At 63.2% G+C, this 26960-nt stretch carries 20 protein-coding genes; 12 read left to right on the forward strand and 8 right to left on the reverse strand.

The features are described from left to right. The first annotated feature begins 66 nt into the window (after window positions 1-66). Window positions 67-1194, forward strand: coding sequence for a S8 family serine peptidase (locus U1700_RS11665; RefSeq protein ID WP_332752825.1), 1128 nt, complete (start codon window positions 67-69; stop codon window positions 1192-1194). 283 nt (window positions 1195-1477) lie between these two features. Here U1700_RS11665 and U1700_RS11670 read toward each other — a convergent pair whose 3' ends face one another. Together U1700_RS11670 and U1700_RS11675 are read right to left on the reverse strand one after the other, a co-directional pair. After that, a complete protein-coding gene (locus U1700_RS11670; RefSeq protein WP_332752826.1) occupies window positions 1478-2197 on the reverse strand; it encodes a hypothetical protein in 720 nt (239 codons plus the stop codon). A 90-nt stretch (window positions 2198-2287) separates the two neighbouring features. Then, the gene (locus U1700_RS11675; protein ID WP_332752827.1) at window positions 2288-3610 is read right to left on the reverse strand and encodes a S8 family serine peptidase; all 1323 of its coding nucleotides are present in this window, start codon (window positions 3608-3610) and stop codon (window positions 2288-2290) included. A gap of 82 nt (window positions 3611-3692) precedes the next feature. Here U1700_RS11675 and U1700_RS11680 point away from each other — a divergent pair, with 82 nt between their 5' ends. Together U1700_RS11680 and U1700_RS11685 are read left to right on the forward strand one after the other, a co-directional pair. Further along, window positions 3693-4196: an RNA polymerase sigma factor gene (locus tag U1700_RS11680; protein WP_332752828.1), complete on the forward strand. Its 504-nt coding sequence runs from the start codon at window positions 3693-3695 to the stop codon at window positions 4194-4196. 4 nt (window positions 4197-4200) lie between these two features. Then, window positions 4201-4863, forward strand: coding sequence for an anti-sigma factor family protein (locus U1700_RS11685; protein ID WP_332752829.1), 663 nt, complete (start codon window positions 4201-4203; stop codon window positions 4861-4863). Between the two features lie 146 nt (window positions 4864-5009). Here the strand turns inward: U1700_RS11685 and U1700_RS11690 are convergent, their stop codons facing one another. Both U1700_RS11690 and U1700_RS11695 read right to left on the reverse strand, forming a co-directional pair. Further along, entirely contained in the window at window positions 5010-5642 is a 633-nt protein-coding gene (locus U1700_RS11690; protein WP_332752830.1) for a tyrosine-type recombinase/integrase, read from the reverse strand. A gap of 244 nt (window positions 5643-5886) precedes the next feature. Continuing rightward, complete coding sequence (locus U1700_RS11695; protein ID WP_332752831.1) at window positions 5887-6426, reverse strand: phosphatase PAP2 family protein; 540 nt, start codon at window positions 6424-6426, stop codon at window positions 5887-5889. A 207-nt stretch (window positions 6427-6633) separates the two neighbouring features. Here U1700_RS11695 and U1700_RS11700 point away from each other — a divergent pair, with 207 nt between their 5' ends. From U1700_RS11700 to U1700_RS11715, 4 genes are all read left to right on the forward strand, one after another. After that, window positions 6634-7800 carry an FAD-binding domain-containing protein gene (locus U1700_RS11700; RefSeq protein ID WP_332752832.1) on the forward strand — a complete coding sequence of 389 codons (1167 nt, stop codon included), beginning with the start codon at window positions 6634-6636 and terminating at the stop codon, window positions 7798-7800. Between the two features lie 1138 nt (window positions 7801-8938). After that, window positions 8939-10195 (forward strand): CaiB/BaiF CoA transferase family protein, encoded by a 1257-nt coding sequence (locus tag U1700_RS11705; protein ID WP_332752833.1) that lies wholly within the window; start codon window positions 8939-8941, stop codon window positions 10193-10195. A 1-nt stretch (window position 10196) separates the two neighbouring features. Beyond that, window positions 10197-12008: a flavin-containing monooxygenase gene (locus U1700_RS11710; protein ID WP_332752834.1), complete on the forward strand. Its 1812-nt coding sequence runs from the start codon at window positions 10197-10199 to the stop codon at window positions 12006-12008. A gap of 157 nt (window positions 12009-12165) precedes the next feature. Beyond that, complete coding sequence (locus tag U1700_RS11715) at window positions 12166-12363, forward strand: hypothetical protein (RefSeq protein ID WP_332752835.1); 198 nt, start codon at window positions 12166-12168, stop codon at window positions 12361-12363. Between the two features lie 11 nt (window positions 12364-12374). Here the strand turns inward: U1700_RS11715 and U1700_RS11720 are convergent, their stop codons facing one another. Next, on the reverse strand, window positions 12375-13649 hold the full coding sequence (locus U1700_RS11720; protein WP_332752836.1) for an acetyl-CoA hydrolase/transferase C-terminal domain-containing protein: 1275 nt from the start codon (window positions 13647-13649) through the stop codon (window positions 12375-12377). Window positions 13650-13797: 148 nt separating this feature from the next. Here U1700_RS11720 and U1700_RS11725 point away from each other — a divergent pair, with 148 nt between their 5' ends. From U1700_RS11725 to U1700_RS11735, 3 genes are read left to right on the forward strand one after another with little or no spacing between them, the layout of a single operon-like run. Then, window positions 13798-15924, forward strand: a complete 2127-nt coding sequence (locus U1700_RS11725; RefSeq protein WP_332752837.1) for a hydantoinase/oxoprolinase family protein — start codon at window positions 13798-13800, stop codon at window positions 15922-15924. An 11-nt stretch (window positions 15925-15935) separates the two neighbouring features. Then, a complete protein-coding gene (locus U1700_RS11730) occupies window positions 15936-18233 on the forward strand; it encodes a hydantoinase B/oxoprolinase family protein (RefSeq protein ID WP_332752838.1) in 2298 nt (765 codons plus the stop codon). Further along, window positions 18230-19705: an aldehyde dehydrogenase family protein gene (locus U1700_RS11735; protein ID WP_332752839.1), complete on the forward strand. Its 1476-nt coding sequence runs from the start codon at window positions 18230-18232 to the stop codon at window positions 19703-19705. Before U1700_RS11730 ends, U1700_RS11735 begins: the two co-directional genes overlap by 4 nt. Before the next feature lie 47 nt (window positions 19706-19752). On the opposite strand, the gene U1700_RS11740 is transcribed toward U1700_RS11735, so the two are convergent. From U1700_RS11740 to U1700_RS11750, 3 genes are read right to left on the reverse strand one after another with little or no spacing between them, the layout of a single operon-like run. Continuing rightward, window positions 19753-20802, reverse strand: coding sequence for a zinc-dependent alcohol dehydrogenase family protein (locus U1700_RS11740; RefSeq protein WP_332752840.1), 1050 nt, complete (start codon window positions 20800-20802; stop codon window positions 19753-19755). A gap of 30 nt (window positions 20803-20832) precedes the next feature. Then, window positions 20833-21651 carry an enoyl-CoA hydratase/isomerase family protein gene (locus tag U1700_RS11745; protein WP_332752841.1) on the reverse strand — a complete coding sequence of 273 codons (819 nt, stop codon included), beginning with the start codon at window positions 21649-21651 and terminating at the stop codon, window positions 20833-20835. Then, entirely contained in the window at window positions 21648-23315 is a 1668-nt protein-coding gene (locus U1700_RS11750) for an AMP-binding protein (protein WP_332752842.1), read from the reverse strand. The genes U1700_RS11745 and U1700_RS11750 overlap by 4 nt, the downstream gene beginning before the upstream one ends. A gap of 78 nt (window positions 23316-23393) precedes the next feature. Between U1700_RS11750 and U1700_RS11755 the strand changes: the two genes are divergently transcribed. Together U1700_RS11755 and U1700_RS11760 are read left to right on the forward strand one after the other, a co-directional pair. Then, complete coding sequence (locus tag U1700_RS11755; protein ID WP_332752843.1) at window positions 23394-24629, forward strand: CaiB/BaiF CoA transferase family protein; 1236 nt, start codon at window positions 23394-23396, stop codon at window positions 24627-24629. Next, a complete protein-coding gene (locus tag U1700_RS11760; protein ID WP_332752844.1) occupies window positions 24626-26959 on the forward strand; it encodes a CaiB/BaiF CoA-transferase family protein in 2334 nt (777 codons plus the stop codon). Before U1700_RS11755 ends, U1700_RS11760 begins: the two co-directional genes overlap by 4 nt. Window position 26960 lies beyond the last annotated feature (1 nt).

Consider the following 26960-nt stretch of genomic DNA (forward strand, 5'->3'; position numbering starts at 1 on the left):
GCTGAGATGAGAGAGCTTCACAAGCTGTCACTCGGATTAGTGGGGCTGTGCCTAGCTGGGCCTGCAATGGCGCAAGACAGCGCGGGCGCAACCGCTGAATCCCGAGCAGCGCCGATTGCGAATGCAAATGACTACATCTGCAGTTTCAGCTCGAAGGTCTCACGCAGCAGCGTTGAGCAGGAAACGGCCAAGGCAGTAGGTCCTGAGCTCGGGCAAGTCCTTCACACCTACAAATGGGCCGTTAAAGGTTTCGCCGTCCGGCTTCCTGCGTCGCCCGGCGGGAGGAGCGCAACTGCTCGCCTAAAGTCGCATAACCCGAATGTTAGCGCCTGCGAGCACGACGGGATCACTCGGGCGGCGTTGTTCTTCGGGCGCCCCGGAGGCGGAGGGGGCGGTTCGACGCAGACCATTCCATGGGGTGTTACTCGTGTTGGCGGCGCGGGGAACGCGAGCGCATCTACCGCCAGAGCCTGGATCATCGACAGCGGGATTGACCTCACCCATCCAGACCTCAATGTCGACGCGGCCGATGGCGCTAGCTTCCTGTCCGGGGTCACAAGCCTGAACGACACATACGGCCACGGGACACATGTTGCCGGAATCATTGGTGCCAGAAACAACACTATTGGTGTTGTAGGGGTTGCGGCAGGCGCGCGGGTCGTTCCGGTCCGGGTTCTCGACGGAACCGGAACGGGACCTGACTCGGGGGTCATTGCTGCCATCGACTATGTATTCAATCACGCTATCGCCGGAGATGTTGCCAATCTCAGTCTGATTGCCGACGCTGTCAGTCCCACGATGGATGCGGCCGTTAAGAACCTCGGCGCGAAGGGCGTCTACGTAACAATTGCTGCTGGCAATAATTTCGCCAACGCCGCTAACTACAGCCCAGGGCGCGCCAGTGGAGGAAATGTCTACACTGTTTCCGCCTTCGCCTCAGGCGATGCATGGGCAAGCTTTTCGAATTATGGCACGGTCGTGGGCTACGGCGAGCCCGGCGTAAACATTCGCTCTACATACAGGGGCGGCACCTACGCCACGCTGTCAGGCACTTCGATGGCAGCCCCTCATTTAGCTGGTATTCTGCTACTACTCGGGCCGCCGCCCCCGGCACCTGCCCAAGTAACAATTCATCAGAATGGCAGCGTGGCAGGAGACCCAGACGGGAACCCGGACCCAATTGGCGTTCGCTAGAAGATCCGACTGTTCTGCGCGAAAGTCTGTCAGCTGCAAATGACAGCAAATTTTTCGGTTTGTGCCGCTCTCGGTGACGAGGGCGGACGCCATTAACTGCCAGTCGGCTGTCGCCCCAATAGCGGACAGGGCACTACTTCAGCTCCGCGCCCAACTGCCAACGTTCCCGGATCGCTTGTGCAATTCCAAAAGCTTGCGCGTTTTTGAGCAACCCCGCCAACCACAATCACCTGCCGCGCCGTGGGAACGGTCGCGACAGGTCACTGGACTTCGATGCGTGCAATCAGAAGCTGGTCGAGGCGTCAGCGCCACCCGAGCCATTGGCGCTGGCCGAAGCGCTGGCGCTACCCGACCCCTGGGCTCTGCCCGAACCGCTAGCGTTGCTCATGCCGCCGGGGTTGAGCGAGCCCGAGGTTAGGCCCGAGGCAGCGCCGTTGGCTTGTCCGGCCGCGCCGGCGGTTTGCTGGGCCGCACCGGAAACCGCGCCGCGCGCGCTACCCGCCGCCTCGCCGGCGATCGCGCCGAGCTCGTTGGTGCCAAGGGCCTGGACTCCGAAGGTCGCATTCTTGCTAGCCGAGGCGCTGCCCGAGCCCGTCCCCGCGAGGCCGGCCGACTGGCCGAGCCCGCTCGCCGAGCTGACCGCGCTGGCCGCACCCGAGACGGTGCCGGCAAGACCGACATCGCCGCTGGTCGAGCCATTGCCCGTGTCGAACGAGCGGCTGGCGGTGGCGCTGACCGACTTGGTCACGCTGCCCGACACGCTGTTGCTGATCGCGCCAAGGCCGCCGCCATTGCCGAGCGCGCCGCCGAGGCTGCCGCCAAGGTTGCCGTTGCCCGACCCAGCGAGCGAGCCGGCGCCGCTGATGACACCGCCGACGGTGCCCGACAGGCCACCCGTGAGGCCGCCGGCCAGATTGCCGCCGCCGCCGAGCAGCTGCGCCTGGGCAGGGACGGCAACAGTGCCGGCGAGCAGCGCGGCGAGGATAAGGCGAGAATATGTCATAGAAAACTCCCTCGTGTGTTGAGGCCGATCTAGCCTCCGTGCTTTGAGAACGACGGCCGACCCGGGGTTCATCCCGGCGCGCGCAATTTTCTATTTCGCGCCGACGAGGCGGGGATCGATGCGGCAGGTGCGGCAGACGATGCCGCGGCCGATCCGGCCCTTTCCGGGCAGCGCTTCGGACGCGAGTCGGTCGAGCGACCCGGCCATCGCCAAGCGGGCCGCGACTAGCGGGGCGGCGAAGCTTGTCCCGCGCACTTTGGCATAGCCGTGCCCCGGGAGGGCGGCGGCGAGATCGGCGCCGGGGGCGGCGAAATCGAGATGCATGGCCTTGCCCGCCTCGACCAGCGCGCGGTCGCCGGCATCGACCCCGGTAACGGCGATGACGCCGGGATAAGAAGCGGGATACTGGGGCGGGGCGGCGGGGCCGTCATTGCCGACTGCGGCGACCACCGCAATGCCGCGCCGACGGACCGCAGCGATGGCAGCGGCGAGCAGACGGTTGTCGGGACCGACAAGACTGATGTTGATCACTTGAGGGCGTTTCGAGACGACCCACGACAAGGCGCGCACCACGGCGTCGGCCGACCCGGCGGCGCGGTCGCCGCCGTAGACATCGGCGACGAGCAAGGAGGCGCCCCGCGCTGCGCCACGAAAGGCGCCCTGGTTCCCGACAAGCAGCGAGGCGACCGCGGTGCCGTGGCCCGTCGGAGCGGGGATACCGGCAAATCCCTTCTGCTCGATCTGGGCCGCCGCGAGCGAAGGATGGCTGGCAACCGCGCCGTCGATCATCGCGATCCGCGCACCGTCGGCGCTGCCCCCCGCCAGCGCAACGCCGGCGGCAGGGGCAAGCGCCCCGCCAGCGGGTTCGAACAGATGATTATAGTCGGCCTCGATCCCCGGCGCTGCGCGACGCAGGCCTTTGAGCGCGTCGCGCGCACTGCCGCCGCGCGGAGTGGAGAAGATCGTCATGCGCAGGCCCAGTTCGCCCGAGCGGGCATCGCGCAGCACGGCGAAGCCGGCGGCGCGGGCGGCGGCGATCGCACCATCGTCGGCGTCGACCGCGACGAGCTCGCCACGGCGGACTGGATTGCCTTCGCCGTCGCGGTCGAGCGTTTGCCGGTTGTGCCGGACCAATTCGCTCAGGCGCAGTCGGCGGATATCGAGCAGCGTCATCGGATCGAGCGAAGCGACATTTGGAATGGAGAGCGTATCGAGCGTGCGGATGACGCCCGGCGTGGCGCTTGTCACCGGTGGCTGCCCTTGAGGACCGCCGAGGACGGGGCCGAGCACGGGCAGGCGACCGCCAATCCCGCCAAGCGTCTGGCCGACCGAGGGAAGTAATTGCGCCATCGCGCTGCCCGCCGACAGCGCAGCAAACAGGGTAGCGGTAAAGAGGAGGCGGGGCTTGGACATGATTGGACCTTCTCTTAAACGAATATAAGCGAACCACGGATGAAACGAGCGCCGCCTGTCGTTTCATCCCGCATGAGGTGCAATGAATCTTCAAGCCAGCTTCGACTTCGACCAGGGCCTGACGCAATGCCTGCCGCGATTGCGGCGCTTTGCGCATGGCCTGGCGCGCAACGCGGCCGATGCCGACGACCTCACCCAGTTGACGATGGAGCGCGCATTGAAGGCCCGTGCCCAATGGCAGCCGGGGACGAAGCTCGACTCCTGGCTGTACCGGATCATGCGCAACCTGTGGATCGACTTGGCCCGGCAGCGACAACGCGCAGCCAAGGTCGAGGCGCCCAGCGAGGAGGGCGAGCGCATCGGCCACGACCCGCGCGACGCAGCAGACGCCGCGATCGACCTTGCCCGGATCATGCGCGCGATGGAGCAGCTGCCCGACGAGCAGCGCGAAGCGGTCGCGCTGATCCTGATCGAAGGCTTCGGCTATCGCGAGGCGGCCGAATTGCTCGACCTGCCGATCGGTACCGTGTCGAGCCGACTGGTGCGCGGGCGGACCGCGTTGATGGCAATGCTTGGGGAAGGATAGGGCGATGATCGACGACGACATTTTTTTCGCCTGGATCGACGGCGAACTTGGCGAGCCAGAGGCGGCGCGCGTCGCGGCGATCGTCGCGGATGACCCCGCGCTCAGCGCCAGGGCCGAGCAGCATCGCGCGTTCGGCGCCAGGCTAAAGACGGCGTTCGACCCGATCGCCGAGGCACCGCGGCCGAGCGCGACGGTGATCGACTTCGGCGCCGCCAAGGCGAAGCGGCGCAGCGTGGTGCCAGCTCGCCGCAATTGGTCGGCGTTGGCCGCGACCCTTGTGGTCGGGCTGGTAACGGCGGGCGTCTTTGTCGAGCGCGGCGACGTGGCGCGGCCCGACCCGACGCTTGCTAGCGGGACGGTCGCCGCGGCGCTCGACACGCAGCTTGCCAGCGCGCCAGCGGGCAACGTCCGCATCGGCCTGACCTTCCGCAACAAAGGCGGCACGATCTGCCGCAGTTACAGCCTCAAGGCCTCGTCAGGGCTCGCGTGCCGCGAAGACGGCGCCTGGCACGTGAGGGGCGCCTTCGCCGATACGTCGGGCGAGGGCGACTATCGCATGGCCGCTGGACCTGACCAGCGCCTGGTCGATCTCATTGAAAAGGAGCGTGTCGGCGAGCCGTTCGATGCCGTGCAGGAAGCCGCGGCGAAGGCCGGGAGCTGGCGATAGTCGCCGTGTTCCGGCCTGTCTGCAAAGCATCAAATGTGGCCAATCATTGTTCGCGGCCGAATGTCCGCTTCCCACCAATCTCGGACGCTCGAGGGTGGCGAAATCATTTTGAAAGCGGTTGCCCTTTGGAGGCGACCGCTCCAAGGTTAGATTTCAGTTCGTTCGGCGAGGAGCAAAGCGTCCTCGATATTGACGCCAAGGTATCGGACGGTGTTCTCGATCTTGGTATGGCCAAGCAAAATCTGTATCGCCCTGATATTGCCTGTCGCCCGGTAGATCATGGCTGCCTTCGTTCGCCGGAGTGAGTGCGTTCCGTACTCGGCACGACGCAATCCGATTGAGGTCACCCATTCGTCTAGCAGCCGCGCGTACTGCCGGGTGCTCAGGTGGTTCGCATGATCGATCCGGCTTGAAAATACAAAGTCGCTCGTTGTCCCGCCACGCCGATTCAACCACGACAGCAAGCTTGCGCGGACTTCAGCCGTTAGCTCAAACTGAACCGGTCGACCTGTCTTCTGTTGCACGACAATGGCCCGTGTCCTTATGTCTGAACCCGAGACGAGATCACCTGTAAGAATCTTTACCAGATCGCAGCCGCGAAGCTTGCTGTCGATCGCCAGATCGAACAGCGCGCGGTCACGCAAGCGACCTTCGCGGTCCAGGAAAAACCGGATCGCCCAAATTTGCTTCTGCGTTACAGGCCGCTTCGTGCCGACCGCCTTGCCGGCATTCCATGCTGGTCGGCCCTGAATTGCGGGATCAAATTCCGAGGAGCCCATGTTCTTTCTCCTCGGCCATGAGTAGCCAAGGTGGAAACGCTAAGGTGCTGGTCAGGAATTGGGTCGGGAACCGATTGTCCGCTTGAGAGCCAGGCAACGCGAAAGCTGCCGAACGGCTACCAACTCAATCTCAGCCGTTAATGCAGATCATCAATTTTTTGAACCCGGTCCTTCGTTGAGCCAAAGCTCTTCGGCAATCTTAACCGACGTTTTTGAATTCACCCTCGAACGCTCGCGAAAGAGATTAGAAACGCATTGCAAGGCTCGCGCCACCACCATGGGCACTTCCCCACGGCAGCCAGCGAACGCGCGCGTCGCGCGGTGACGAGAGAAGCCATCCCGACGCCTCCCCGATCGCGGCGCCGACAAGGACATCGCCGACGAAATGCTTCCTGGCCGCCACACGACTGACCCCGACGAAGGCGGCGACGACATGCGCCGGCAATCCAACCTGCCAACCGTATCGCTTCTCCAGCGTCGCAGCTGCCGCGAAGCTTACCGAAGTGTGACCAGAGGGAAAACTACGATCGTCGCTGCCGTCGGGGCGCCTCTCGGGAACCAGATGCTTGAGGCCTTCGGTTACAATAAATGCGCCCCCAACTGAGAAACTGGTCTGCTCCACTCCACGCCAATCGCCATGCAAAAGAGGTAACCCGAAAGCGACGGCGACCAGCCCATCGCGCGCAATTGATCCAGACTGGTCCCAGCCATGATGGGATAGAGCGGAAGCCGGTGTTGCAATGACAAGGCTTGCGACCGCAATCAATCCGAGGACGATTCTCATGGTCGCCGAATACACGCGCCGTTGCTCGCACGAAAGACCGAGTCCGTAACAAATTGCCGAGTGGCGCTGAAAACCGCCACGGCAAATTTGTGGTCGGTTCAATCGGGGTGATGCCAACCCGCACGACGTGCGAGAAACTAGTCAGACGGATATCCGGAACAATCAGGATCCTTCCGCTCCGGACGACTCGCCGGTACGAGATCGGCAATGACCTTCATTCCCTCTCGCGCCGCTGGCCTTGCCGCTCTGACTGCTTTCGTGCCCAACGCGGGATTGCGCTACGCCGAAACGCGAAACTTCGATCACGGCCCGCTGGATCGAAGCAATGTCTCGTTGCTGTCGCCTTACCTGAGATATCGGTTGATCACGGAAGCCGAGGTTGTCGAAGCGGTTCTGAGCGAGCATTCGGCCAAGGCTGCCGAGAAATTTTTGCAGGAAGTGCTTTGGCGTACTTATTGGAAGGGCTGGCTCGAACTTCGCCCGGTGATCTGGGACCGCTATGTGGACGAAGTTGCAGCCTTGCACGTTCAGACTGGCGGATGGCGCGTGGCCTATGCCCAAGCGCTCTCGGGCAGCACCGGGATCGACTGCTTCGATGCGTGGGTTCATGAGCTCGCTGATTATGGCTATCTGCACAATCACGCGCGGATGTGGTTTGCCAGCATCTGGATTTTTACCCTTAGGTTGCCTTGGCAGCTAGGAGCCGAGCTCTTCTACCGTCAGCTCTACGACGGTGATTCGGCATCAAATACGCTGTCCTGGCGCTGGGTGGCTGGACTGCAAACGACGGGCAAGACCTACCTCGCCACGGCTCATAATATCGTCCGGTTCACGGAGGGGCGGTTTGTCGCTGCTGGCCTTGCAACGACGGCAAAGGCGCTGATCGAGCCGGCCAACCCGCCGCAGGACTTGCCGGCGGCAACTCCGACGCCTGTCGGCTCGGTTGGACTTATGCTTGGAGAAGATGACCTCCATCCTGAAAGTCTGCCACTGGGCGCGGCGACGGTGACTGCGATAGTGAGCGCCACGGTAGTGAATGACCGCGCCAGTGCCGTGCAAGCATTCATGCGCGGAGCAATGGCCGATGCACGCGCTCGCGCCGCCTTCCATTTCGCGGCACCAAGCGAAGAAGTTCCGGGTCTGACTGCCCCTGCCATTCGCCAGTGGGCACAGCGCCATAAAGTCCGCACCATCGTCACTGCCCACGCTCCAGTTGGTCCGGGGCGCACGGCATTTGAGAAGTTGGCTGAAGAGTTGGCTGGTGACGGCATCTCGCTCGTGCAGGTGCGCCGGGCATGGGACAGCGCGGCATGGCCCGAAGCAAGACGTGGCTTCTTTGCCTTCCGTGAAAAGGCAGGGGCGCTGATCGCGTGATACGCACCCTTTTAACGACCACAGCCGGGATCGGCTGACTCAGGCAAGCAGCAAGGACTAGTACTAATGCCGCTCCCTGTTTCGTAGGCAATGGCAATCGACACGGTGTCTAGCAGATTAGGCGTTACACAGCCGACCGGCAGTTAGCGGCCACGTCACGTCGACCAAGCGGACGGATCCCGTCGGAAGAGGGGTGTTATGAAACCCGGTTTGAAGCTAACTTTCATTCGACGGAAGGTTGCAGCAAGTGCGCCATGATCTGGCCCGACAGCACCGGGTTGAACCGGTCACCCTCAGCCGACGCCCAGGCCTCCCACGCCGCGAAATCGGCCCGATGGACCGCCAGCGCGCCGTCCTTGACCGCGCCGCAGACCCCGTCCAGCAGCGCGCAAATCCTCGGCCTGCCGGAGCAAGTGCGCGAGCAAGCGGGATAGCTCGTGGTAGACGCGATAGAGTGTCCGAGGGACTGTGACCTTGCCGATCGCCCTGTGCTCGCGGTTGTGCAGCTCTCCGAGGTCTTCGGGTACCGCGGCCGATGCGAACGGGCCCGATGAGGGCAGCGAGTCGGCAGCGGCTAGGACACCGGCGAAGCGGCGGCCGAGGCCGACGCGTCCTCGCTCGCCGGATCCGCGTGCCGCGACCCTTGGACAACTCGGCATCGGCTTCCCGACAAGGACCTTGTTCCCGTAAACTTACGGCGGGGCCGCCATTCCGTGCGAATTGAAGATCTTCTTCAGCCCCACGTCCGAAAGTCCGACTTACGCGGCGAGGTCGCGCATTGGCGCGGACCACACGAAGTTCTGCAAGTCCGAGTGTTAGCCCCAAATAAAGACTGAGCCGAGGTCGAGGTGAATATTGATGAATCGTACGGACCGATACGAGCAGTTCTCCAAATTACTATCTCTAGGGGTAAGGTAGCGGATTAAAGGCTTTGTCGCGGCACCAACGCCTGAGGGGCTGCTGCGATTGTCACATAACCCAAATTGCGACTTCCCCGGCGCCCGGCAGGTATGCTTACCCCCTAGATTTACGGATTGCGTCAACGAAATCCGGCTCTAAATTTGTCAATCACCGGTTGCCATATCTCTTCCAATCGCTATTGTCACCAACGCCAATTGTTGGACCATAGAGATCCACTGTGAATGGAGAGAGTAAATTGGTCGGGCATCAAGCAGACAGCGGAGCGTTCAAGCCACTCGCGAATGTTCGGGTGCTTGACTTTTCGAAGATTCTCGCCGGTCCGCTTTGCACCCAATACCTCGCTGATCTTGGCGCTGACGTTATCAAGGTTGAACCGCCGGCTGGTGACGACACACGAGAATGGCCACCGCACGAAAACGGCGTGGGAACTATTTTCGTCGCCGTCAACCGCAACAAGCGCGCCCTTGTCGTGGACCTCAAACGCCCAGAGGGGCTGGCATTGTGCCGGCGCCTCGCCAGCAAAAGTGACGTAGTCGTCGAAAGCTTCGGCCCCGGCGTCGCCGACCGCCTTGGGATCGGCTGGGAAGTGATGCGCGCGGTCAACCCGCGGCTCGTCTACGCCAGCATTTCCGGCTACGGGACTAAGGGCCCGATGGAAGGCGAAAAGGGCTATGACCTAATTGCTCAGGCGTTCACGGGCATGTTGTCCCTTACCGGGGAACCGGGCGGCCCGCCCGCGCGCAGTCCGTTTTCGCCGATCGATCAAGCTACCGGATATCACGCCGTAATCGGCATTCTGGCAGGGCTGATACAACGCGACCAAACCGGGGTCGGGGTCAAGATCGAGGCTTCGCTGTTCGACTCGGCGGTCGGCTTCCTCGGCTATTTTCTCCAGAGCTACTGGCAGCGCGGCGTCGAACCCGTTCGCCCCGGATCGGGCCACGAATCCCTTTGTCCCTACCAGGCGTTCGATACCGCCGATCGCCCGATCATCCTGGGCATCGCCAATGACGGTTTCTGGCGCAGCTTTTGCGACCTCGTAAGACGACCAGAGCTCGCGTCCGATCCGCGCTTTGCAACGGGAGCGAAGCGCGTGACTAACCGCGAGACAGTGGTTGCGCTGGTTGCCGATTTGCTCCGCGAGCGAACACGCTCACAATGGCTTGCCGACCTTGGCGAACGCAACATCCCGGCGTCGCCGGTCCACTCGCTCGGCGAGCTTTCCGCGCATCCCCACACTGAGGCGTCGGGCATGGTTCTTCACGATGGCGATTTCCAGACCGTCGCAACGCCCTTGCGCGCTGCGGGCGAGCGGCTCGAACTCCACCGCAGACCACCCCGACTTGGACAGCACAGCCGCGAAATAGCCAACGAACTGGGAATGTCGGCCGATGAAATCGAGCGGCTTTTTGCCGAGGGCGTGATCTCCGAACCTTCCCCCGATACCGTTCAACACCATCATGGCGGAGAGTGACATGAGTGACACCCAGCAGATAAAGATCGACAGCGATGCGCTGCACGCGAAATATCTGGCCGAACGCGACAAGCGATTGCGGCCTGAAGGCATCGCGCAATATGTTGAGGTCGATCACCCCTTCATCGGCAATGTCGAAGATCCGTACGCCGGGGAAAGGCTTGAGCGCGACCCGGTCAGCGAAGACATCGATGTCGCCATTGTCGGCGGCGGCTTTTCCGGACTGCTGGCGGCGGCAAGCCTGCTGAAGGAAGGAATCAGCGACATCCGGATTATCGAAAAGGGCAGCGACGTCGGCGGCACCTGGTACTGGAATCGATATCCCGGGTGTCGCTGCGATGTCGACGCCTTCACCTACCTGCCGCTGATCGAAGATCATGGCGAGATGCCGACTGAACGCTATGCTCGTGCGCCCGAAATCCTCGACCACGCGCGGCGGATTGCGCAGCGGACCGGGATCATCGACAAAACGTACCTCCAGACTGGCGTCAGCGGAGCTGACTGGGACGAAAAAACCAGCCGTTGGATCGTCAAAACTGACCGCGGCGATGAAATCCGAGCTCGCTTCCTGTGCATGGCAAGTGGCATTCTCAGCCGGCCGAAGCTTCCCGGGATTCCCGGCGCCGCCTCCTTCAAGGGTCACAGCTTCCACACCTCGCGCTGGGACTATGACTATACCAAGGGCGGCAGTACCGGTGGCCTTACGGGGCTTGCCGACAAGCGTGTCGCGATCATCGGCACGGGCGCGAGCGCGGTGCAGGCGATCCCTTATCTCGGCGAAGCGTGCAAGCAACTCTACGTCGTCCAGCGCACCCCCGCTGCCGTCGACGATCGCGAGAATGAGCCGACCGATCCGGACTGGTGGAACAAGCTCCAGCCCGGCTGGTGGGAAAAGCGAGCGCTCAATTTCGAGGGCTTCGTCAATTCCATTCCGCAGACAGAGGATCTGATCAAGGACGGCTGGACCCGCAACTGGGGCAAGATGACTGCGGCCATGAATGCGCCGGGCGTTGAGACCCTTGAAGACATGATGGAGCGCCGCCAGACCGCCGACTATGAGAAAATGGAAGAGATGCGGGAGCGTATCGCACGCATCGTGAAGGATCCGGAGACCGCCGAGTCGCTCAAGCCTTACTTCAACTGGATGTGCAAACGCCCGTTGTTCGTCGACAATTATTTCGAGACGTACAACCGGCCCAACGTGAAGTTGATCGACACGCGCGGCCGTGGCCTCGACCGGATCACCGAAACGGGAATCGTCTTCGATGGCCAGGAGTATGAGGTTGACTGCATCATCTATGGATCGGGCTTCGAGGTCGCCTCCCCGCCCGACCGCACGGCGGGGTTCGACATGCACGGGGTCGGCGGGATTTCGCTCGGCGATTACTGGAAGGGCGGACGCAAGACGCTGCATGGCATCTTCACCCACAATTTCCCGAACATGGGCGTTATCAGCGGGCTCAAGCAGGCCGGCATCACGTGGAGCATCACCTTCATGAACCGGCGGCAGGCGGAGCATTTCGCGACTGTCGTCAGGCAATGCCTCGACAAGGGCGTCGAAGCGTTTGACGTCACCCCCGACGCCGAACTGCGTTGGATGGCGGTGCTTAAAGACAAAACGATGAAGGACACCACGTTTCTGAACGAATGCACCCCGGGCTATTACAATAACGAGGGAAAGGATGAGCGCGATTCGATCTGGCTAAGCAATTATGGCGGCGGCCCGTTCGAATATATGGACGTCCTGCGGGACTGGGTTGACGGTGGAATGGAGAAAGACTTCTCGCTCAGAAAAAGACATTCATTGGCGTGAACGCGTGACCGAAGAAGTTACGACAATGACGGTTTTGGGAAGTTATGCGAAGGTTATCGAGGAGCGTTCCGCTGCACGAAAAGTAGCTTGCTTCAGTGCCGAATTTATTCGCAGACGGCGTGTGTAGCATGGCATCCGGTTCGATGCTGGCACGCGAATGGGTCAAGACGGAAGTGAACGACACATTTTCGACATTCCCGCAGCACAGGAGATAATTGCGAAGATTCCGGAGCGCCGTCGTGGCCGGATCTACGAACTGATTGGCCCGGTCATCACGCTGGCGAAGGATGCGGGATCGTTCATCTGCGGATCGGTCGTTGTACCCGACGGCGCACCGATCGCTTTAATCGCCTAATCGGGGAATGCTCATCGTGCGGTTGCCGTGTATTTTGCCCATGCGTTGGTGAGCCAATCGCGGTTTGACGGGCACGCAATTGCAATGAGTCTCGCAGCGCGCGTGGCGTAATCCAAACCGCGCAGGTCAGCCGCTCCATATTCGGTGACGACCACATCGATGTCGAACCGCGATAAGGAAACTGGTCCGCGGCCCTGACCAACCGGAACAACGCGACTTCTCCCGTGGGAAGTCGCTGGAAGGGCGACTATACGGATACCGCCGCCCCCGCGCGCGCCGCGCGCAAAATCCGACGCTCCGCCAGGGCCAGACATGAATCCTTCCTCAGTCATTTCTGCATAAGCTTGGCCGAACAGATCCACCTCAATCGCCGAATTGATCGTTACAAGACGATCAAGGGCCGCAAGTCTGCGTGGATTATGCGTAACCGATACCGGCCAGAATTCGAGCGCCGGATGATCCAGTTGGTCGTAAAGCGCTTGCGTTCCGATCGCGGTCCCCGCGACGGCTTTACAGACTGCCCCACTCGCAATCAGTGTCATCAGGGCATCGCCGAGCAGTCCAGTGTGGACCTTCAGTTGCTTGCGAGTAGCCAGCGCACCGCAAATCGCGTCGGGTATCTTCCCTAATCCCGTTTGCAGCGTGTCACCGTCGCGAATAAACGGCGCGACATGGGTAGCGATCGCCTTGGCCGTCGGATTTGGCAAAGGCGCCGGACGTGTAAGAAGCGGCTGCGCCAACTCGAACCACGCGGTGATTTGACCAAATGGGATTCCGGCATCACCCCGCGTGCGCGGCATCGCTGGATTGATGTGCGCAATGCGAACCGGAATCTGCTTCCACAAATCTGCGATGAACGAGACCTCGGTTCCAAAGCTACAGTGGCCGGTAGCGTCCGGCGGGGCACACATGAACAAGGCAGCGGCGGGCCGCCGACGACTCAGCTCAGCCAGTGCGTCCTGATAGCAGACCGGCAAAAACTCGACCCCATCAGGTTCGGCACACAATTCGGGGGTCAGGAACAACGTCAATAACCGGCTATCCGGACCAGCCGACCAGCGACGCCGATTGAGGCCGCCGACGACAATCTGGCAGAAGGTCATCGGGCCCAACGCCGCACCGGCTCCCGCTACTGCGTCAGCAAGCGCAATGCTTTCCGCAGAGCAGCCCGAGACGAGGGTCAGTCCGTGCGGCGGAAGCACCGAGGCAAGCGCACTTGGGTTGATTTGGATCGGAAATAAGTCCTTTGCTGCGCATGCCGTATTCGCCCAAATGGCATGGCGCATTGCCGAGTGAAGCAGTCGTCGGGCATCCGCCGAAGTCCTATTCTAATTTCGGCTGGTCTGGCTTGACAGCTAAACAGCTATAGCCCACGAAGTCAAAGTTCAATTGTAGGACCATACGTCCACGACGCTTATTTGGAGAGGATGCACCGTGCGATTCATCGTAGGCGTCGACATAGGGGGTACTTTCACCGATTGCGTCGCGCTCAAGGTCCCCGGCGACGGCGGCGCACCGGTTGTAAAGATCGGCAAATCATCATCGACGCCGCCTGACTTCCAGACCGGGTTCATCGGATCGCTCCGCGCCGCGGCCGAGATGCATGGGGTCGCAGTCGAAGACATGCTGGCCAGTGCGCAGGTCTATCACGGCTGCACCGTCGGCACGAACGCGCTCGTCGAACACAAGACCGCGCGCGTTGGCCTGCTCGCTAGCCGCGGCCACACCGATACCATCTTCATCATGAAGGCCGGCAACCGGTTGAAGTATCAGCCGGCGATCGAGATTGCGCATGTTGCCAAGCAGAAAAAGCCCGTGCCGCTGGTGCCCAAGTTGCTGTGCGAAGGGATAGACGAGCGCATCACTTTCGACGGCAGGGTCTTCACCGCGCTGAATGAGGACACTGCGCGCGAGTCGATCCGGCGGATCATCGATCAGGGTGTTGAGGCGGTCGCTATTTCGCTGCTGTGGTCGTCGGTCAACGACACTCATGAAAAGCGATTGCGCGAGCTGGTGCGCGAAATCGCGCCCGACATGTTCGTGTCGATTTCGTCCGAAGTCAGCCCGCGCGTCGGCGAATATGAGCGCACGATCGCGACGATCGTCAATGCGTTGATCGGGCCGCCGATGCGGTTCTACCTCGATGCCCTCGAGATCGACCTCAAGAAGCATGGCTATACGCAGTCGTTGCAAATCATGTCGTGCACCGGGGGTTTGATCGATGCCGATCATGCGCGCGAAGTGCCGGTGCTCACCGTCGGCTCGGGACCGGTTGCTGGATTGATCGGCGCCGCCAGCCTTGCCAAGGCAGCCGAAGTCGGCGGCGGGCGCAACGTCATCACCGCCGACGTTGGTGGCACGACGCTGGATATCGGGACGATTTATGACGGCACGCCGGTGCGTCGTCCGACCGCAAGCTACGGCCAGTACGAATATTTCGTGCCCACGCTTGACGTCCGTTCGGTCGGCGCGGGTGGTGGCAGCATTATCCGCTCCGAAGGCGCGGTGCTTAAGGTCGGCCCACACAGCGCCGGCGCCCGGCCCGGCCCGGTCTGCTTTGGTCGCGGAGGGTCGGAGCCCACGATCACCGACGCGGCAGTCGTGCTTGGCTTTTTCGATCCGACCTATTTCTTCGGTGGCAAGATCACGCTCGACACCGCCGCCGCCGAGGCTGCGCTGGCCCGCGTCGGTGCGCCGTTGGGGCTCGATGGCAAACAGACCGCAGCTGCGGCGCTCCAGATCATCGACAGCCAGATGGCCGATGCGATCTGGCTGACGCTGACGCAACAGGGCCATGATCCGCGCGATTTTGCGCTCTACGGCTTTGGCGGTGGCGGAGGACTGCATGGGGCATCGATTGCCCGCGAGCTCGGTGCACGCTCGGTCGTGATCCCGATGGGCGATCTGGCCGCAGGATGGTCCGCCTTCGGTATTTCGGCCTCCGAAGCGCTGGTCACCGAACAGACGGCGATGAGCCTGTCCAGCCCGTTTGACCCGGACGAGATCAACAAGCGCTGGCCGGTGCTCGAGGCGCGCGTGGCCGAAAAGCTCGCGAAGCAGGGTGTCCCTGCCGACGCGATCGAGTTCCACCGATTTGGCGAACTGCGCTACCAGCTACAGATCAACCAGGTCGCGGTGTCAGCCGAAGGTGGCGTTTATGATGCGGCGTCAGTCGAGCGATTGGTCGCGACGTTTGAAGCCGAATATGAACGGCTGTACGGCAAAGGCAGCGGGTTTGCCGGAGTCGGGTTCGGCCTCACCAGTCTGCAAGTTCATGGGACGGCCAAGCTGTCCGACCTGCGCGTTGGCGAACTCGGGCCGCAGGGCGGTGACGTCGCAAGCGACGCCGCAAAGAAACCCCGTGACGTTATCTGGTACGGGCGTGGGGGCAAGGCCGAGTCGACAGCCGTGTATGATGGTGCGCAGCTTCGCGTCGGGTTCAAGACAGCGGGCCCGGCCATTATCGAATATCCGGACACGACGGTTGTCGTACCACACGGCTGCGAGGCGGGTATCGACCCGACCGGCAGTGTTGTCATTGATCTCCGTGCCAGCGCCTGAGAGGACAGAACATGCCTAGCGAACAAGCAGCGCAGATCGACTGGAACGGGCGGACGCACAGCTACCGGCCCAAGCCCGACTGGACGGACCGGATCTCGCCTGACCTGCGGCTCCACAAGACCTACAGCGATGATCTCGATCCCGTCACGTTCGAGGTGCTGCGACAGAAGCTGTGGACGATCAACCTCGCGCATGGTGACACGATCACGCGCATTTCAGGATCGCCGCTGCTGGCATCGCTCGACTTCAACATGTCGATCCTGACCGAGGACGCGGAAGTTGTGGTCAACGCGCCCTATGTGCAGTTCCTCAATGCGGGCGCGCCGTTGGGCATTCGCTACATTCTCGAAACACACAGCGCCAAGCCTGGGATTGCCGAGGGCGACATCTGGTGTTGCAACGACCCGTGGATCGCCGCTTGCCACCAGATGGATGTGATGTTCGCGGCACCCATCTTCGTCGACGGGCAGCTGTTCGGTTGGGTCGCGAATGCCGGACACCAGTATGATCTTGGTGGGATCGTCCCCGGCGGCTGGCCGCAGAATGCCGAGGATGTTTATTCCGATCCGGTCGTGCTGACGCCGTTCAAGATGGTCGAGAAGGACGAGATCAAGCCTGAGATGGAGGCTTTGTACCTGCGCCAGTCGCGGATGCCCGATCTTGTGGCACTTGACCTGCGCGCGCAGATCGCGGGCGTCGTGCTTGCGCGCGACCAGATCATCGGACTTGCCAAGCGTTACGGGGCTGACACCGTGAAGGCGGCCATGCGCCGAATGCTCGATCAAGCGCAGGAGAGTTTCCGCCAGACTCTGCTCAAGGTGCCCGACGGGACGTGGACCGAAATCCGCTACCTCGACGAAGCGCTGCCAGGCCAGCGCACGACGCAGCGCACGCAACTCACCGTCACCAAAAAGGGTGACCGCATCACGATCAACAATGCCGGAACCGACGCGCAGACGCCGGGTACCAACGGCATTCCGTTCACATCCTTCTCTGGTTCGATCACCGGCATCATCTCGGTCTCGATGCTCTATTCGCAATTGTTCGCCTATGGCGGATGCGAGCGGCAGATCGATTACGACCTGACGCCCGGTCTGCTGATGTGCTGCGATTATCCAACAGCGGTCAGCGGCGGTATCCTCCAGACCATTCCGATGATGAACGCGGTGCAGTCGATCCTGTCACGGATGATGGCCTGCGACGACACGCTTCGCCCTGACTTGGTCGCGCCGTGCGGCGATTTCATGCTGCCCGTCCTGATCGGCTATGACGATCGCGGCAAGTATTTCGGCCAGGCGATTCTGGATTCGTTCGGCTGCGGATCGGGCGCGCGGTCGTTCGGCGATGGCGTCGATTCCAGCGGCCCGACGTTCAGCCCGCTGTCGATGGTGCTCAACGTCGAACTGATCGAGCAATGGTATCCGCTGCTGTTCCTCTATCGCAAGGAAGACGCTGATGGCGGCGGCCCGGGCGAGTGGCGCGGCGGCAACGGCATGCGCTCGGCGATCACGCCCTACCGGTCGGCATCGATGACCGTCGTTACAAACTCCGGCGGTCAGTGCATCTCGGCGCAGAACTGCGGCGGCCTGTTCGGCGGCCTGCCCGCGCCCGCCGGGCATTATCTGGTGAGCTATGACACCGATTTGCCCGAGAAGGCGCGCAACCGGATCGTCCCGGGCAGTATCTACGATCTGAAGGCCGAGCGGACCGAGCCGCTGCGCGCGAAATCGAACGGAGCCGCGCTCGATGCGGGCGACGTGATGGAGATTCGGACCGGCGGTGGCGGTGGCTATGGCGACCCACTGTTGCGCGAGCCGGTTCGCGTCGCGCGGGATGTCGACCTTGGCTACACGTCAGTCGATGCCGCGACATCGATCTACGGCGTGGCGCTGGCCTCCGACGGAACCGTCGATGAGCCCGCAACCGAAGCACTGCGTAACAAGCTGCATGGTGAACGTGCATCGTGGCACGCGTCGGGCGTCAACGACGACTCGCCGGCAATCCCGGCAACGGGCGAGCCATCACGACGCATTCACGCCTATATCGCGGCGGTCGATCAGGACGGGGAACGCGTTCTCGCCTGCGACAAGTGCGGGCATCGCTATTGCGGCTATGGCGGCGATTACAAGACAGCCGCGCTAATGAACGAGTCGCCGGCGACGACGATTCCGTCCAATGTCGATCCAGCCCATTTTGTCGATGAGCCGATTGTACTTCGCCGTTTCGCCTGTCCGTCTTGCCACGTGCAGGTGGGAGCAGAAATCACCAAGGCGAACGAACCGGTCAAGGCGGAGATGGTCTTCGCATGATCGAACGCGCGCACCCTTTCCTCGACGGCAAGCCAAAACGGATGCTGATCGGCGGCCATTGGGTCGACGCCTTGTCGGGCGAGACATTCGACAGCGTGAACCCGGCGACCGGCAAGGTCATCGCACAACTGGCCGAGGGCGAGGCGGAGGATGTTGACCGTGCGGTTGCTGCCGCACGCACCGCGTTCGAGGGGCCATGGGGAAGGTTCAAGCCGTTCGACCGGCAGGCACTGATGCTGAACATCGCGGATACGCTCGAGCGCCGCTTCGACGATCTGTGCGTCCTCGAAACGCTCGACATGGGCGCACCGATTGCACGGACGAGCACCTACAAGCGCTGGATCGTCCAGGCCCTGCGCTTCTACGCCGGGCAAGCCGTGGCGCTGGCGGGCACGACACCGCACAACAGCTTCCCCGGTGACATGTTCAGCTACACGCTGCGGGCACCGCTTGGGGTCGTTGGCGGTATCATCCCGTGGAACGGGCCGCTGATCTCGCAATTGTGGAGCGTCTGCCCGACGCTTGCGACGGGCTGCACGCTGGTGCTCAAGCCTGCCGAGGACGCCTCGTTGGGCGTGCTGCGCTTTGCCGAGATCATGCAGGAGGCGGGCCTGCCCGACGGCGTCGTCAACATCGTGACCGGCAGGGGATCGACCGCTGGCGCGCGGCTCGCGGCGCACCCCGATGTCGACAAGATCGCCTTCACCGGATCCACCGCAACGGGCCGCCGGATCATCGAAGCGTCGGCGGGCAATATGAAGCGGGTCGCGGTCGAACTTGGCGGCAAGTCACCCGACATCATCTTTGCCGATGCCGATCTAGAGCGCGCGGTGCCCGGCGCGGGGATGGGCTGTTTCAACAATAGCGGCCAGATTTGCTATGCGGGTACGCGAGTCTTCGTCCAGCGGCCGATCTACGACGAATTCGTCGAGCGCCTCGCGGCGTTCAGCAAGACGATCAAGGTCGGCGACAGCCTCGACCCGGCAACCCAACTCGGTCCGCTGGTCTCGAGCAGACAGTTAAGCACCGTCACCAACTATTTTGACATCGCCCGCGCCGAAGGGGCAACGGTCGCGTCGGGTGGCGAACGGCTCGGCGGCGATCTGGCCGAGGGCTTTTTCGTGCCGCCGACCGTCTTGTCGGGGATGACCAACGACATGCGCACCGCGCGCGAGGAGATTTTCGGCCCCGTCGCCTCGGTCATCGCGTTTGACACCGAGGAAGAAGCCATTCGGCTAGGCAATGATACGCAATATGGCTTGGGTGGCGCAGTCTGGACCCGCGACGTCGGCACCGCCCACCGCGTTGCCCGTGACGTCCGCGCAGGCATGATGTGGGTCAATTGCTACGGCACGACCGAGTCCACGGTGCAATCCGAGGGACTGGGAATGAGCGGATACGGCGTCAAAGGCGGCCAGCGGCATGTCGAGGAGTATCTCTACAGCAAGACGGTCTGGATGAATCTGGCGTGAGATGGGCGCGGCGTGGTGAAACTGCACTGCCGCCGCGCGTCACATCGTCAGTTTAGAAAGACCCCTTTCCCCGCCGCCTGCTTGTCAAACGCCTTGTACGCCTCCTCCGCCTGATCGAGCGTCCAGCGATCGGTGAAGAGCTTGTCGACCTCGAGTCCGTGGTCGGCGATGAAGCGGACGCAGTCGGCCTGGGCGGCACCGTTGATTGTCCAGGACCCGAAGATGGTCAGCTGCTTGCGGATGATTTCGGGACTGACGTTGAGGGTGACGTCGCCGCCCTCGCCGACGAAACAGACCTTTCCCCATGCCGAAGCGCAGCGCACCGCCGCCGAGCGGCCCGCCGAAGCACCCGAGGTATCGAGCGCCTTGGGTGCACCCTTGCCGTTGGTCAGCGCCATGATTGCCTCGACCGGGTCTCCGGTACTGGCGTCGATGACATGAGCGGCCCCAAAGTCCTTCGCGGCAGCTGCGCGTTCGGCGCTGACGTCGACCGCGATCACCCGCGCCCCCATCGCGGCGGCAAGCTGCGTCGCCGACAATCCCACCGGTCCCTGGCCGAAGATCGCTACCGTATCGCGAGCTGACACGTTCAGGCGCAGCAGCGCGCCATAGGCAGTGCCGGTACCACAGGAGATCGCCGCACCGGTCGAAAACGATAATTCTTCCGGCAAGGCGACAACTGTTTCGACTGCCGCGCGCATATAGGGTGCGTGGCCGCCATGGCCGGTGACGCCATAGACCATCGCGGTCCGATCGCACATCTGCGTCCAGCCGGTGCGACACTGCGGGCACGTCCAGCAACCTTGATAATGGTGCAGCGTGACGCGATCGCCGACGCGCACGGTGCGCGGGTCGACATCCTTGCCGACCGCCGCGACTACGCCGCACGGCTCATGCCCCGCGATCACCGGCTCGCCGCTGTCGACCAGTCCAAGCGCCTTGAATGCCGCGCCTGCGGGGGGGCGGTAAAGCTTCAGGTCGCTTCCGCACATGCCCGATGCCTTGATCTCCAGCACAACATCGCGCGGTCCGGGGGTAGGATCGGGGAACTCGATCAGTTCCAGTTTGCTGTCGCCGGTGAAGACTACGCCTCGCATTGTTCGTTCCCTCTCTCTGGTCTTCTTGGGTCAGCGTCCGGTGAACACCGGCGGGCGCTTTTGCATGAAGGCGCGCGGGCCTTCTTTGGCGTCGTCTGTCGCGGCATTGTCCTTGGTGCATTGCGCCTCGATGGCGAAGGCTTCATCGAAGGACAGGCCATTGGAGCGGACCATCGCCTCCTTCGACTTGGCGAGCGCGACCGGCGCGCCCAGGCTGATCTTGCGGGCGAGTTCTTCGGCGGCGGCCATCACCTGGTCGGATGCCACGACGCGGTTGACCAAGCCCATCGCCAGCGCCGCCTGTGCGCTGACGGGCTCGCCGACCAGGGCCAGTTCCATCGCCATCGCCCAAGGTACTTGCCGCGCCAGCCGGACCAGCGATCCGCCCCCCGCGATCAGCCCGCGCCTGACTTCGGTCACGCCGATGGTTGCGTCGCTCGACATGACGCGGATGTCGGTCGCAAGGACGAACTCGGCGCCCCCCGCCAGCGCGTGTCCGTTGATCGCCACCACGACCGGCTTGAAGAAGTCCGCGCCACGCAGGATCGCACGATAGAGCTGTTTGCGATCGGCGGCGAACCGCACTTCCCATTCTCCCACGGGCTCGCGCGTCCGCATCATCAACGGGATGGTGGTGCCCAAGTCACCGCCGGACGAGAATGCCTGATCGCCCGCGCCCGTCACGAGTGCGACCCGGACCTCGCGATCCTCGGCTGCGTCCTTCCAGATGTCGCACAATCGAACGAGCATTTCGGGCGAAAAGGCATTGCGCTTGTCGGGTCGGTTGAGTGTCACGTAAGCGATGCCGTCGCGCTTTTCGTAAAGGACATGCGGCTCGGCGTCGGTCATGTGGTCTTCTCCGTTGCGCGCGCATCATGCCATGCGATGAGCCGCGCCGTCATGCCCGGGCGATCGGCCTTGCCGTTGGGACCACGGCCCAGCGAGTCGACCGCCATGACGACGCGCGGGATCTTGTGTCCGGCCAGCCGCGCGCGCAGGTGATCGAGCAGCCTGCCTTCATCTACAGTCGCGCCGTCTGCCCACTCGACGGCGGCCGCAACCATCTGGCCAAAGCGGACGTGCGGAAGGCCGATTACCAGTGCATCGGTGATGCCATCGTGCGACTTGATCGCCTCCTCGACTTCCTCGGGAAAAACCTTCTCGCCGCCGGTGTTGATGCAGGTCGATCCGCGACCGAGCAGCGTGATCGTACCATCGTCACCGATTGTCGCCAGGTCGCCGGGCACCGAATAGCGTATGCCATCGATTACCGGAAAGGTTGCCGCCGTTTTTTCGGGATCCTTGTAATATCCAAGCGGAAGATGGCCGCGCACCGCCACCCTGCCAGCCTCGCCGCTGCCCTTGGCGATCCGCCGGCCCGACTCGTCGATGACACAGGCGTTCTTGCCAAGCTGGAAGCGTGCGCCCCCCGCGGCTTTTTTTGCAGAGGTCAGCGCTCGACCCATGCCACTCGCTTCGCTCGAATTGAGGAAATCGATCAGTAAGGCATCAGGGGCATGAAGCAGCAGTCGCTCCTTGATCGACGCGCTCCAGGCCATGCCCGATGAGGATATAACGCGAAGTTTCGAGAGGTCCCAGCGTGCCGGCTCCGCGTCGAGTGCATCGACCATCGGGCGACCGAATGCGTCGCCGACGATGCATACGTCGGTCACCGCATCGCGCGTTACGGTGTCGAGCAACTGCGCGACATCGAACGACATGCCGGGCAGTGTCACGACGGTCCCGCCACGATTGAGAATTGTCGCGGCGAAGACAAATCCAGTGCCGTGCATCAACGGCGCGGCAGGAAGGCCGACCGGCGCCGTCGTATCGCGAAGTCGGCCGCGGACGTGGTCATAATCGGCGGCCTCGGGATCGCCGGTCGTGTTCGACGCCAGGAACAGATCGTGCTGACGCCACATCACCCCGCGCGGCAGGCCCGTGGTGCCGCCGGTATAGATCAGGATCTGGTCGTCTCCACTGCGCGCCGCAGGAGGGATGCCTGTCGCGGCTGGTCCTTGCGCCGCCAGTTCATAAGGAGCAGCCCAAGCGGGGCAGGGAGCTTCACCGTCATCGACGAACAGCCACAGTTTCACCCGGGGGCATCGCTCACGCACCGCTTCTGCCTGGCTTGCGAACGTCCCATGGAAAACGACGGCGGCGGTGTCGGCGTTGGTCCACAGTTGGACGAGTTCGTCGCCGGTGTAGCGATAATTGGTGTTGACCGGGACCAACCGCGCCTTGAGCGCCGCAAACGTGCTTTCGAGGTAGGCGGGGGCATTGTGGAGATACAGCGCAACCTTGTCCTGCGTCGTCAGCCCGGCTGCAAGCAGCGCGGCTGCGATCCCGTTTGCCCGACGGTCGAAATCGCCCCAGTTGACGTGCCGGTCGCCGTGGCGCAGCGCGGTCCGGTCGGGAACAGCAGCAGCGATCGCTTCCCAAACGTCTGCGAACGTCCAGAGGGATGCCCGCGACGTGGCGGCAATTTCGACTTCGCTCGCTGGCACTGGCATCGCCTTTCCTGCGGTCGTGCTTGACCACCAGTTTCTATGGTCCTACATTAGGACTTCCACAGTTACTAGGGGGCGAACGTGACAAAACCAAGCGCTTCCGACGTTGCCCTTAGCGCTCCCTTCGCCCCCCTGGCCGGAATCCGCATCGTCGATTTCTCGACGAACATGGCAGGCCCATATGCCACCATGATCCTTGCTCAACTTGGTGCCGATGTCATCAAGGTCGAGGCGCCTACGGGTGACGATGCGCGCGCCTGGGCGCCCGACATCGATGGCGCGAGCGTCGTTCACCGTCATATGAATGCGGGCAAGCGCGGTATCGGTCTCGACCTTCGGACCGATGCCGGACGCAAGGCAGCGTTGGCGATCGCGGCTCGTTCCGACGTCCTGCTTCAGAGCATGCGTCCGGGCGTCGCCGAGCGAATCGGCATCGGCGAGGATGCAGTGCGCGCAGTGAACCCCGACATTCTTTATTACGCGCTTAACGCGTTCGGGGCGGGGCCCGTCGGGCGCGATCTGCCCGGTTACGATCCGCTGGTGCAGGCATTTACCGGTATTATGCGGATGAACGGCCATGATGGCGCGCCACCGGTGCGCTGTGCGCCCTCGGTTGTCGATCTGGGCAGCGGCCAGTGGGTGGCAATGGGCGTGGTTGCGGCGATGCTGGCCAAGCACCGCGGCCAACCCGTCCGCGCGATGGAGACCGCGCTTATCGACACTGCGTTCAGCTTGGTTGCCTATCAGGCAACAACGGCGCGGATGACCGGGCAGCGGCCCAAGCGCGCCGGTTCGGGCAACCCTATCGCTGCGCCCTACGAAGTCTATCCTGCGGGTGATGGCGACCTGATGATCGCCGCGCCTAACCAGCGATTGTGGGAGCGCGTCGCCGGGGTGCTCGGCCTCTCCGAACTGGTCGACGATTCGCGCTTCCTGACCGTTGCCGATCGCAGCCGAAACAACAGCGCACTGACGGTCTGCATGACCGCTGCGCTGGCGCGTGAAGACGTTGCCGTGTGGGTTGGTCGACTACGCGCCGCGGGAGTGCCAGTCACCCCGGTCGCCGGGCTGGAAGAAGCGGTTGTGGCCGATGCGACCACTGAACGTGGGACGTTCGCCGATCTCGACGGAGTGCCGCACGTCCGGCTTCCGTGGATTGCCGACGGTCAGCCCGTCAACCTTACGCGGCCCGCGCCGCGCTTGGGTGAGCATACGACCGACATATTGCAGGAATGCGGCTTCGATCGAGCCACGATCACGACAATGTTGCGCGAAGGCGCCGCAATTGCCGAACATGCAGTGGAGCCTGCCCAATGAGTGGCACGACAGGAACGCCGCTGCGGGTGGTGGAGGTCAGCGGGACGATCGCGGGAGCCTATTGCGGCTGGCTGCTTCAGCAGATGGGCGCCGAAGTGACCCGAATCGGAACCGCGCCAACGGCAAGAAACGACACAGCCGAGCCGATCGCGCTGGCGATGGCCTATTATGCGGCCGAGAAAGGTGCGACGCCGATCGCGGCGGCGTCCGACGCAATCGCGTCCGCCGACCTTGTGATCACCGACGATCCCGCTCGTCTGGCGACGCTGACCGGCCGGTCAATTGGTGACCTAGCGTCCGCTCAGCCCGACACAGTGTTTGGCGCGACGACGGTATTTGGCCTGATTGGCCCGCTGGCCGACGTACCGGCCGCCGCGATCGATGCACAGGCCGAGGCGGGTGTCGCCTGGGCGCTGGGCGAGCAAGGTCGGGCTCCACTCACCATCCCGCCCGGCGTCCTCGAATGTCAGGCTGGCGCGCATCTGGCCGCGGCTTGCCTCGCGGCGCGGCTGGCCGGGGCAGCGCCGGCCAGTGGTCGTGTCGTCGATATCGCGTTGGCGGACGTGCTGGCGCATTACGTCGGGGTCAACTGCCGCTTTTATATCCATCATGGGATGAGCTGGAAACGCGCGGGGCGCCGTGCTGCCGATTCGGGCGGGGCCTACCCTTTCGTCATCCTGCCCTGCGCCGATGGCGCGGTCTGCCTGTCGGGTCGGACACGCCCCGAATGGCAGCGCTTCATCGAAGCGATGGGTTCGCCCGAATGGTCGCAGGAGCCACGCTACCAGAAGCTGCGCGCAATGGGGCAGCAATATCCCGAAGAAGTCGATGCGCTCATCATGCCATGGCTCGCCGCGCGGACGAAGGCCGAGATCGAAGACATCGCCGATCGTTTCCGGCTGACGATCGCGCCCCTCCGTGACTTGGGAGACGTGATCGCGACGCCGCAATTCGCCGAACGCGGGTTCTTGCGACCGTGGACGTCTGGCGAACTGGTCGGCCCGGGATTGCCGTTTCGGGTCGCGGAAATGCGCGGCGAGAAGCAGACCCCGAATATGGCGGGGACGCTTCTCTCTCAGGCAGGCGGGCCGCGCGCGACGGGCACTAGCCCGCTTGCCGGCCTGCGCGTCCTCGATCTGGGATGGGTGTGGGCCGCGCCGCAAGTGGGCAGCATCCTTGCCCAGTTGGGGGCCGAAGTCATCAAGGTCGAGCATCGCGCTCGGCCCGACAATTCGCGACTGTCGGGCGTCATCATCCGCAACGGCCAGCGGGTCGAGGGCGACACGATCGACATGTCGCCGATGTTCCATCAGATTAACAAGGGCAAGCTCGGGATCACGCTCAACCTCAAGGAGCCGGCGGGCGTCGATTTGTTGAAACAGCTGGCAAAATCCTGCGACGTCGTGCTCGAAAACATGTCAGCAGGTTCGGTCGAGCGGTCGGGCATCGGCTATGATGCGCTGAGTGCCATCAACCCGGGTCTGGTCATGCTGGCGATGTCGGGTGCTGGGCAATTCGGGCCGCTCGCCGACATGCGAACCTATGCGCCGACCATGTCAAGTTTCGCGGGTCTTGAATCGTTGGTCGGATATCGCGGCGAATTGCCGACCGGCGCGCTCAACTTCGCAATCGGCGATCCCAACGCCGCCGCGCACGGACTGGTCGCCTTGTTTGCTGCCCTTGCGCGCCGCGAAACTTGCGGGCGGGGGTGCTACATCGACCTGTCGCAGACCGAAGCGCTGTTTGCCACACTCGCACCTTATGCTCTGGAAGCACAGGTCGAAGGGCAGCAGCCTGCAGCCTTGGGCAACGCGCATCCGGCGATGGCCCCGCACGGAATTTATCCGACGGCAGGCGACGATAACTGGTTGTCGATCGCCGTGCGCGACGATGACGACTGGTTTGCGCTCTCGCGTGTTGTCGGCGATCAGCCATGGGCAGGCGATGCTCAAAATTCCAGCCTCGATGGCCGCATCGCCGGGCGCGAAGCGCTGGATGCGGGACTGGCGGCATGGACCTCGACTCAGGACCGCGATGCGCTCGTCACTCGGCTCCGCACAGCGGGGGTGCCCGCTTCACCCGTCAACGATATCGACGGGCTGTGGAACAGTCGTCAATTCGGGGCGCGGGGCTTGTCCGATACGGTCACCCTGCCCGGCCTGGGCTCCGAGATACTGTTTAGGGCGCCCTGGAATATCGGCGGGCATCCGATCGCGACGGGCAGCCGTGGCCCGGTCGTCGGGGAGCATAACGAGCGCGTCTTGCGCGGCATGCTGGGCCTATCTGCGGAAGTCTTCGACCGTCTGACCGCTGAAGGCGTGATCGGTTAAC

It is taken from the genome of Sphingomonas sp. RB1R13, from assembly GCF_036663775.1.
GTDB lineage: Bacteria > Pseudomonadota > Alphaproteobacteria > Sphingomonadales > Sphingomonadaceae > Sphingomicrobium.

Excerpts from the sequence above, each read along its gene's own strand:
- U1700_RS11665 (WP_332752825.1), top strand. The coding sequence starts at position 67 with ATGGCGCAAGACAGCGCGGGCGCAACCGCTGAATCCCGAGCAGCGCCG.
- U1700_RS11670 (WP_332752826.1), bottom strand. The coding sequence starts at position 2,197 with ATGACATATTCTCGCCTTATCCTCGCCGCGCTGCTCGCCGGCACTGTT.
- U1700_RS11675 (WP_332752827.1), bottom strand. The coding sequence starts at position 3,610 with ATGTCCAAGCCCCGCCTCCTCTTTACCGCTACCCTGTTTGCTGCGCTG.
- U1700_RS11680 (WP_332752828.1), top strand. The coding sequence starts at position 3,693 with ATGAATCTTCAAGCCAGCTTCGACTTCGACCAGGGCCTGACGCAATGC.
- U1700_RS11685 (WP_332752829.1), top strand. The coding sequence starts at position 4,201 with ATGATCGACGACGACATTTTTTTCGCCTGGATCGACGGCGAACTTGGC.
- U1700_RS11690 (WP_332752830.1), bottom strand. The coding sequence starts at position 5,642 with ATGGGCTCCTCGGAATTTGATCCCGCAATTCAGGGCCGACCAGCATGG.
- U1700_RS11695 (WP_332752831.1), bottom strand. The coding sequence starts at position 6,426 with ATGAGAATCGTCCTCGGATTGATTGCGGTCGCAAGCCTTGTCATTGCA.
- U1700_RS11700 (WP_332752832.1), top strand. The coding sequence starts at position 6,634 with ATGACCTTCATTCCCTCTCGCGCCGCTGGCCTTGCCGCTCTGACTGCT.
- U1700_RS11710 (WP_332752834.1), top strand. The coding sequence starts at position 10,197 with ATGAGTGACACCCAGCAGATAAAGATCGACAGCGATGCGCTGCACGCG.
- U1700_RS11715 (WP_332752835.1), top strand. The coding sequence starts at position 12,166 with ATGGGTCAAGACGGAAGTGAACGACACATTTTCGACATTCCCGCAGCA.
- U1700_RS11720 (WP_332752836.1), bottom strand. The coding sequence starts at position 13,649 with ATGCGCCATGCCATTTGGGCGAATACGGCATGCGCAGCAAAGGACTTA.
- U1700_RS11730 (WP_332752838.1), top strand. The coding sequence starts at position 15,936 with ATGCCTAGCGAACAAGCAGCGCAGATCGACTGGAACGGGCGGACGCAC.
- U1700_RS11735 (WP_332752839.1), top strand. The coding sequence starts at position 18,230 with ATGATCGAACGCGCGCACCCTTTCCTCGACGGCAAGCCAAAACGGATG.
- U1700_RS11740 (WP_332752840.1), bottom strand. The coding sequence starts at position 20,802 with ATGCGAGGCGTAGTCTTCACCGGCGACAGCAAACTGGAACTGATCGAG.
- U1700_RS11745 (WP_332752841.1), bottom strand. The coding sequence starts at position 21,651 with ATGACCGACGCCGAGCCGCATGTCCTTTACGAAAAGCGCGACGGCATC.
- U1700_RS11750 (WP_332752842.1), bottom strand. The coding sequence starts at position 23,315 with ATGCCAGTGCCAGCGAGCGAAGTCGAAATTGCCGCCACGTCGCGGGCA.
- U1700_RS11760 (WP_332752844.1), top strand. The coding sequence starts at position 24,626 with ATGAGTGGCACGACAGGAACGCCGCTGCGGGTGGTGGAGGTCAGCGGG.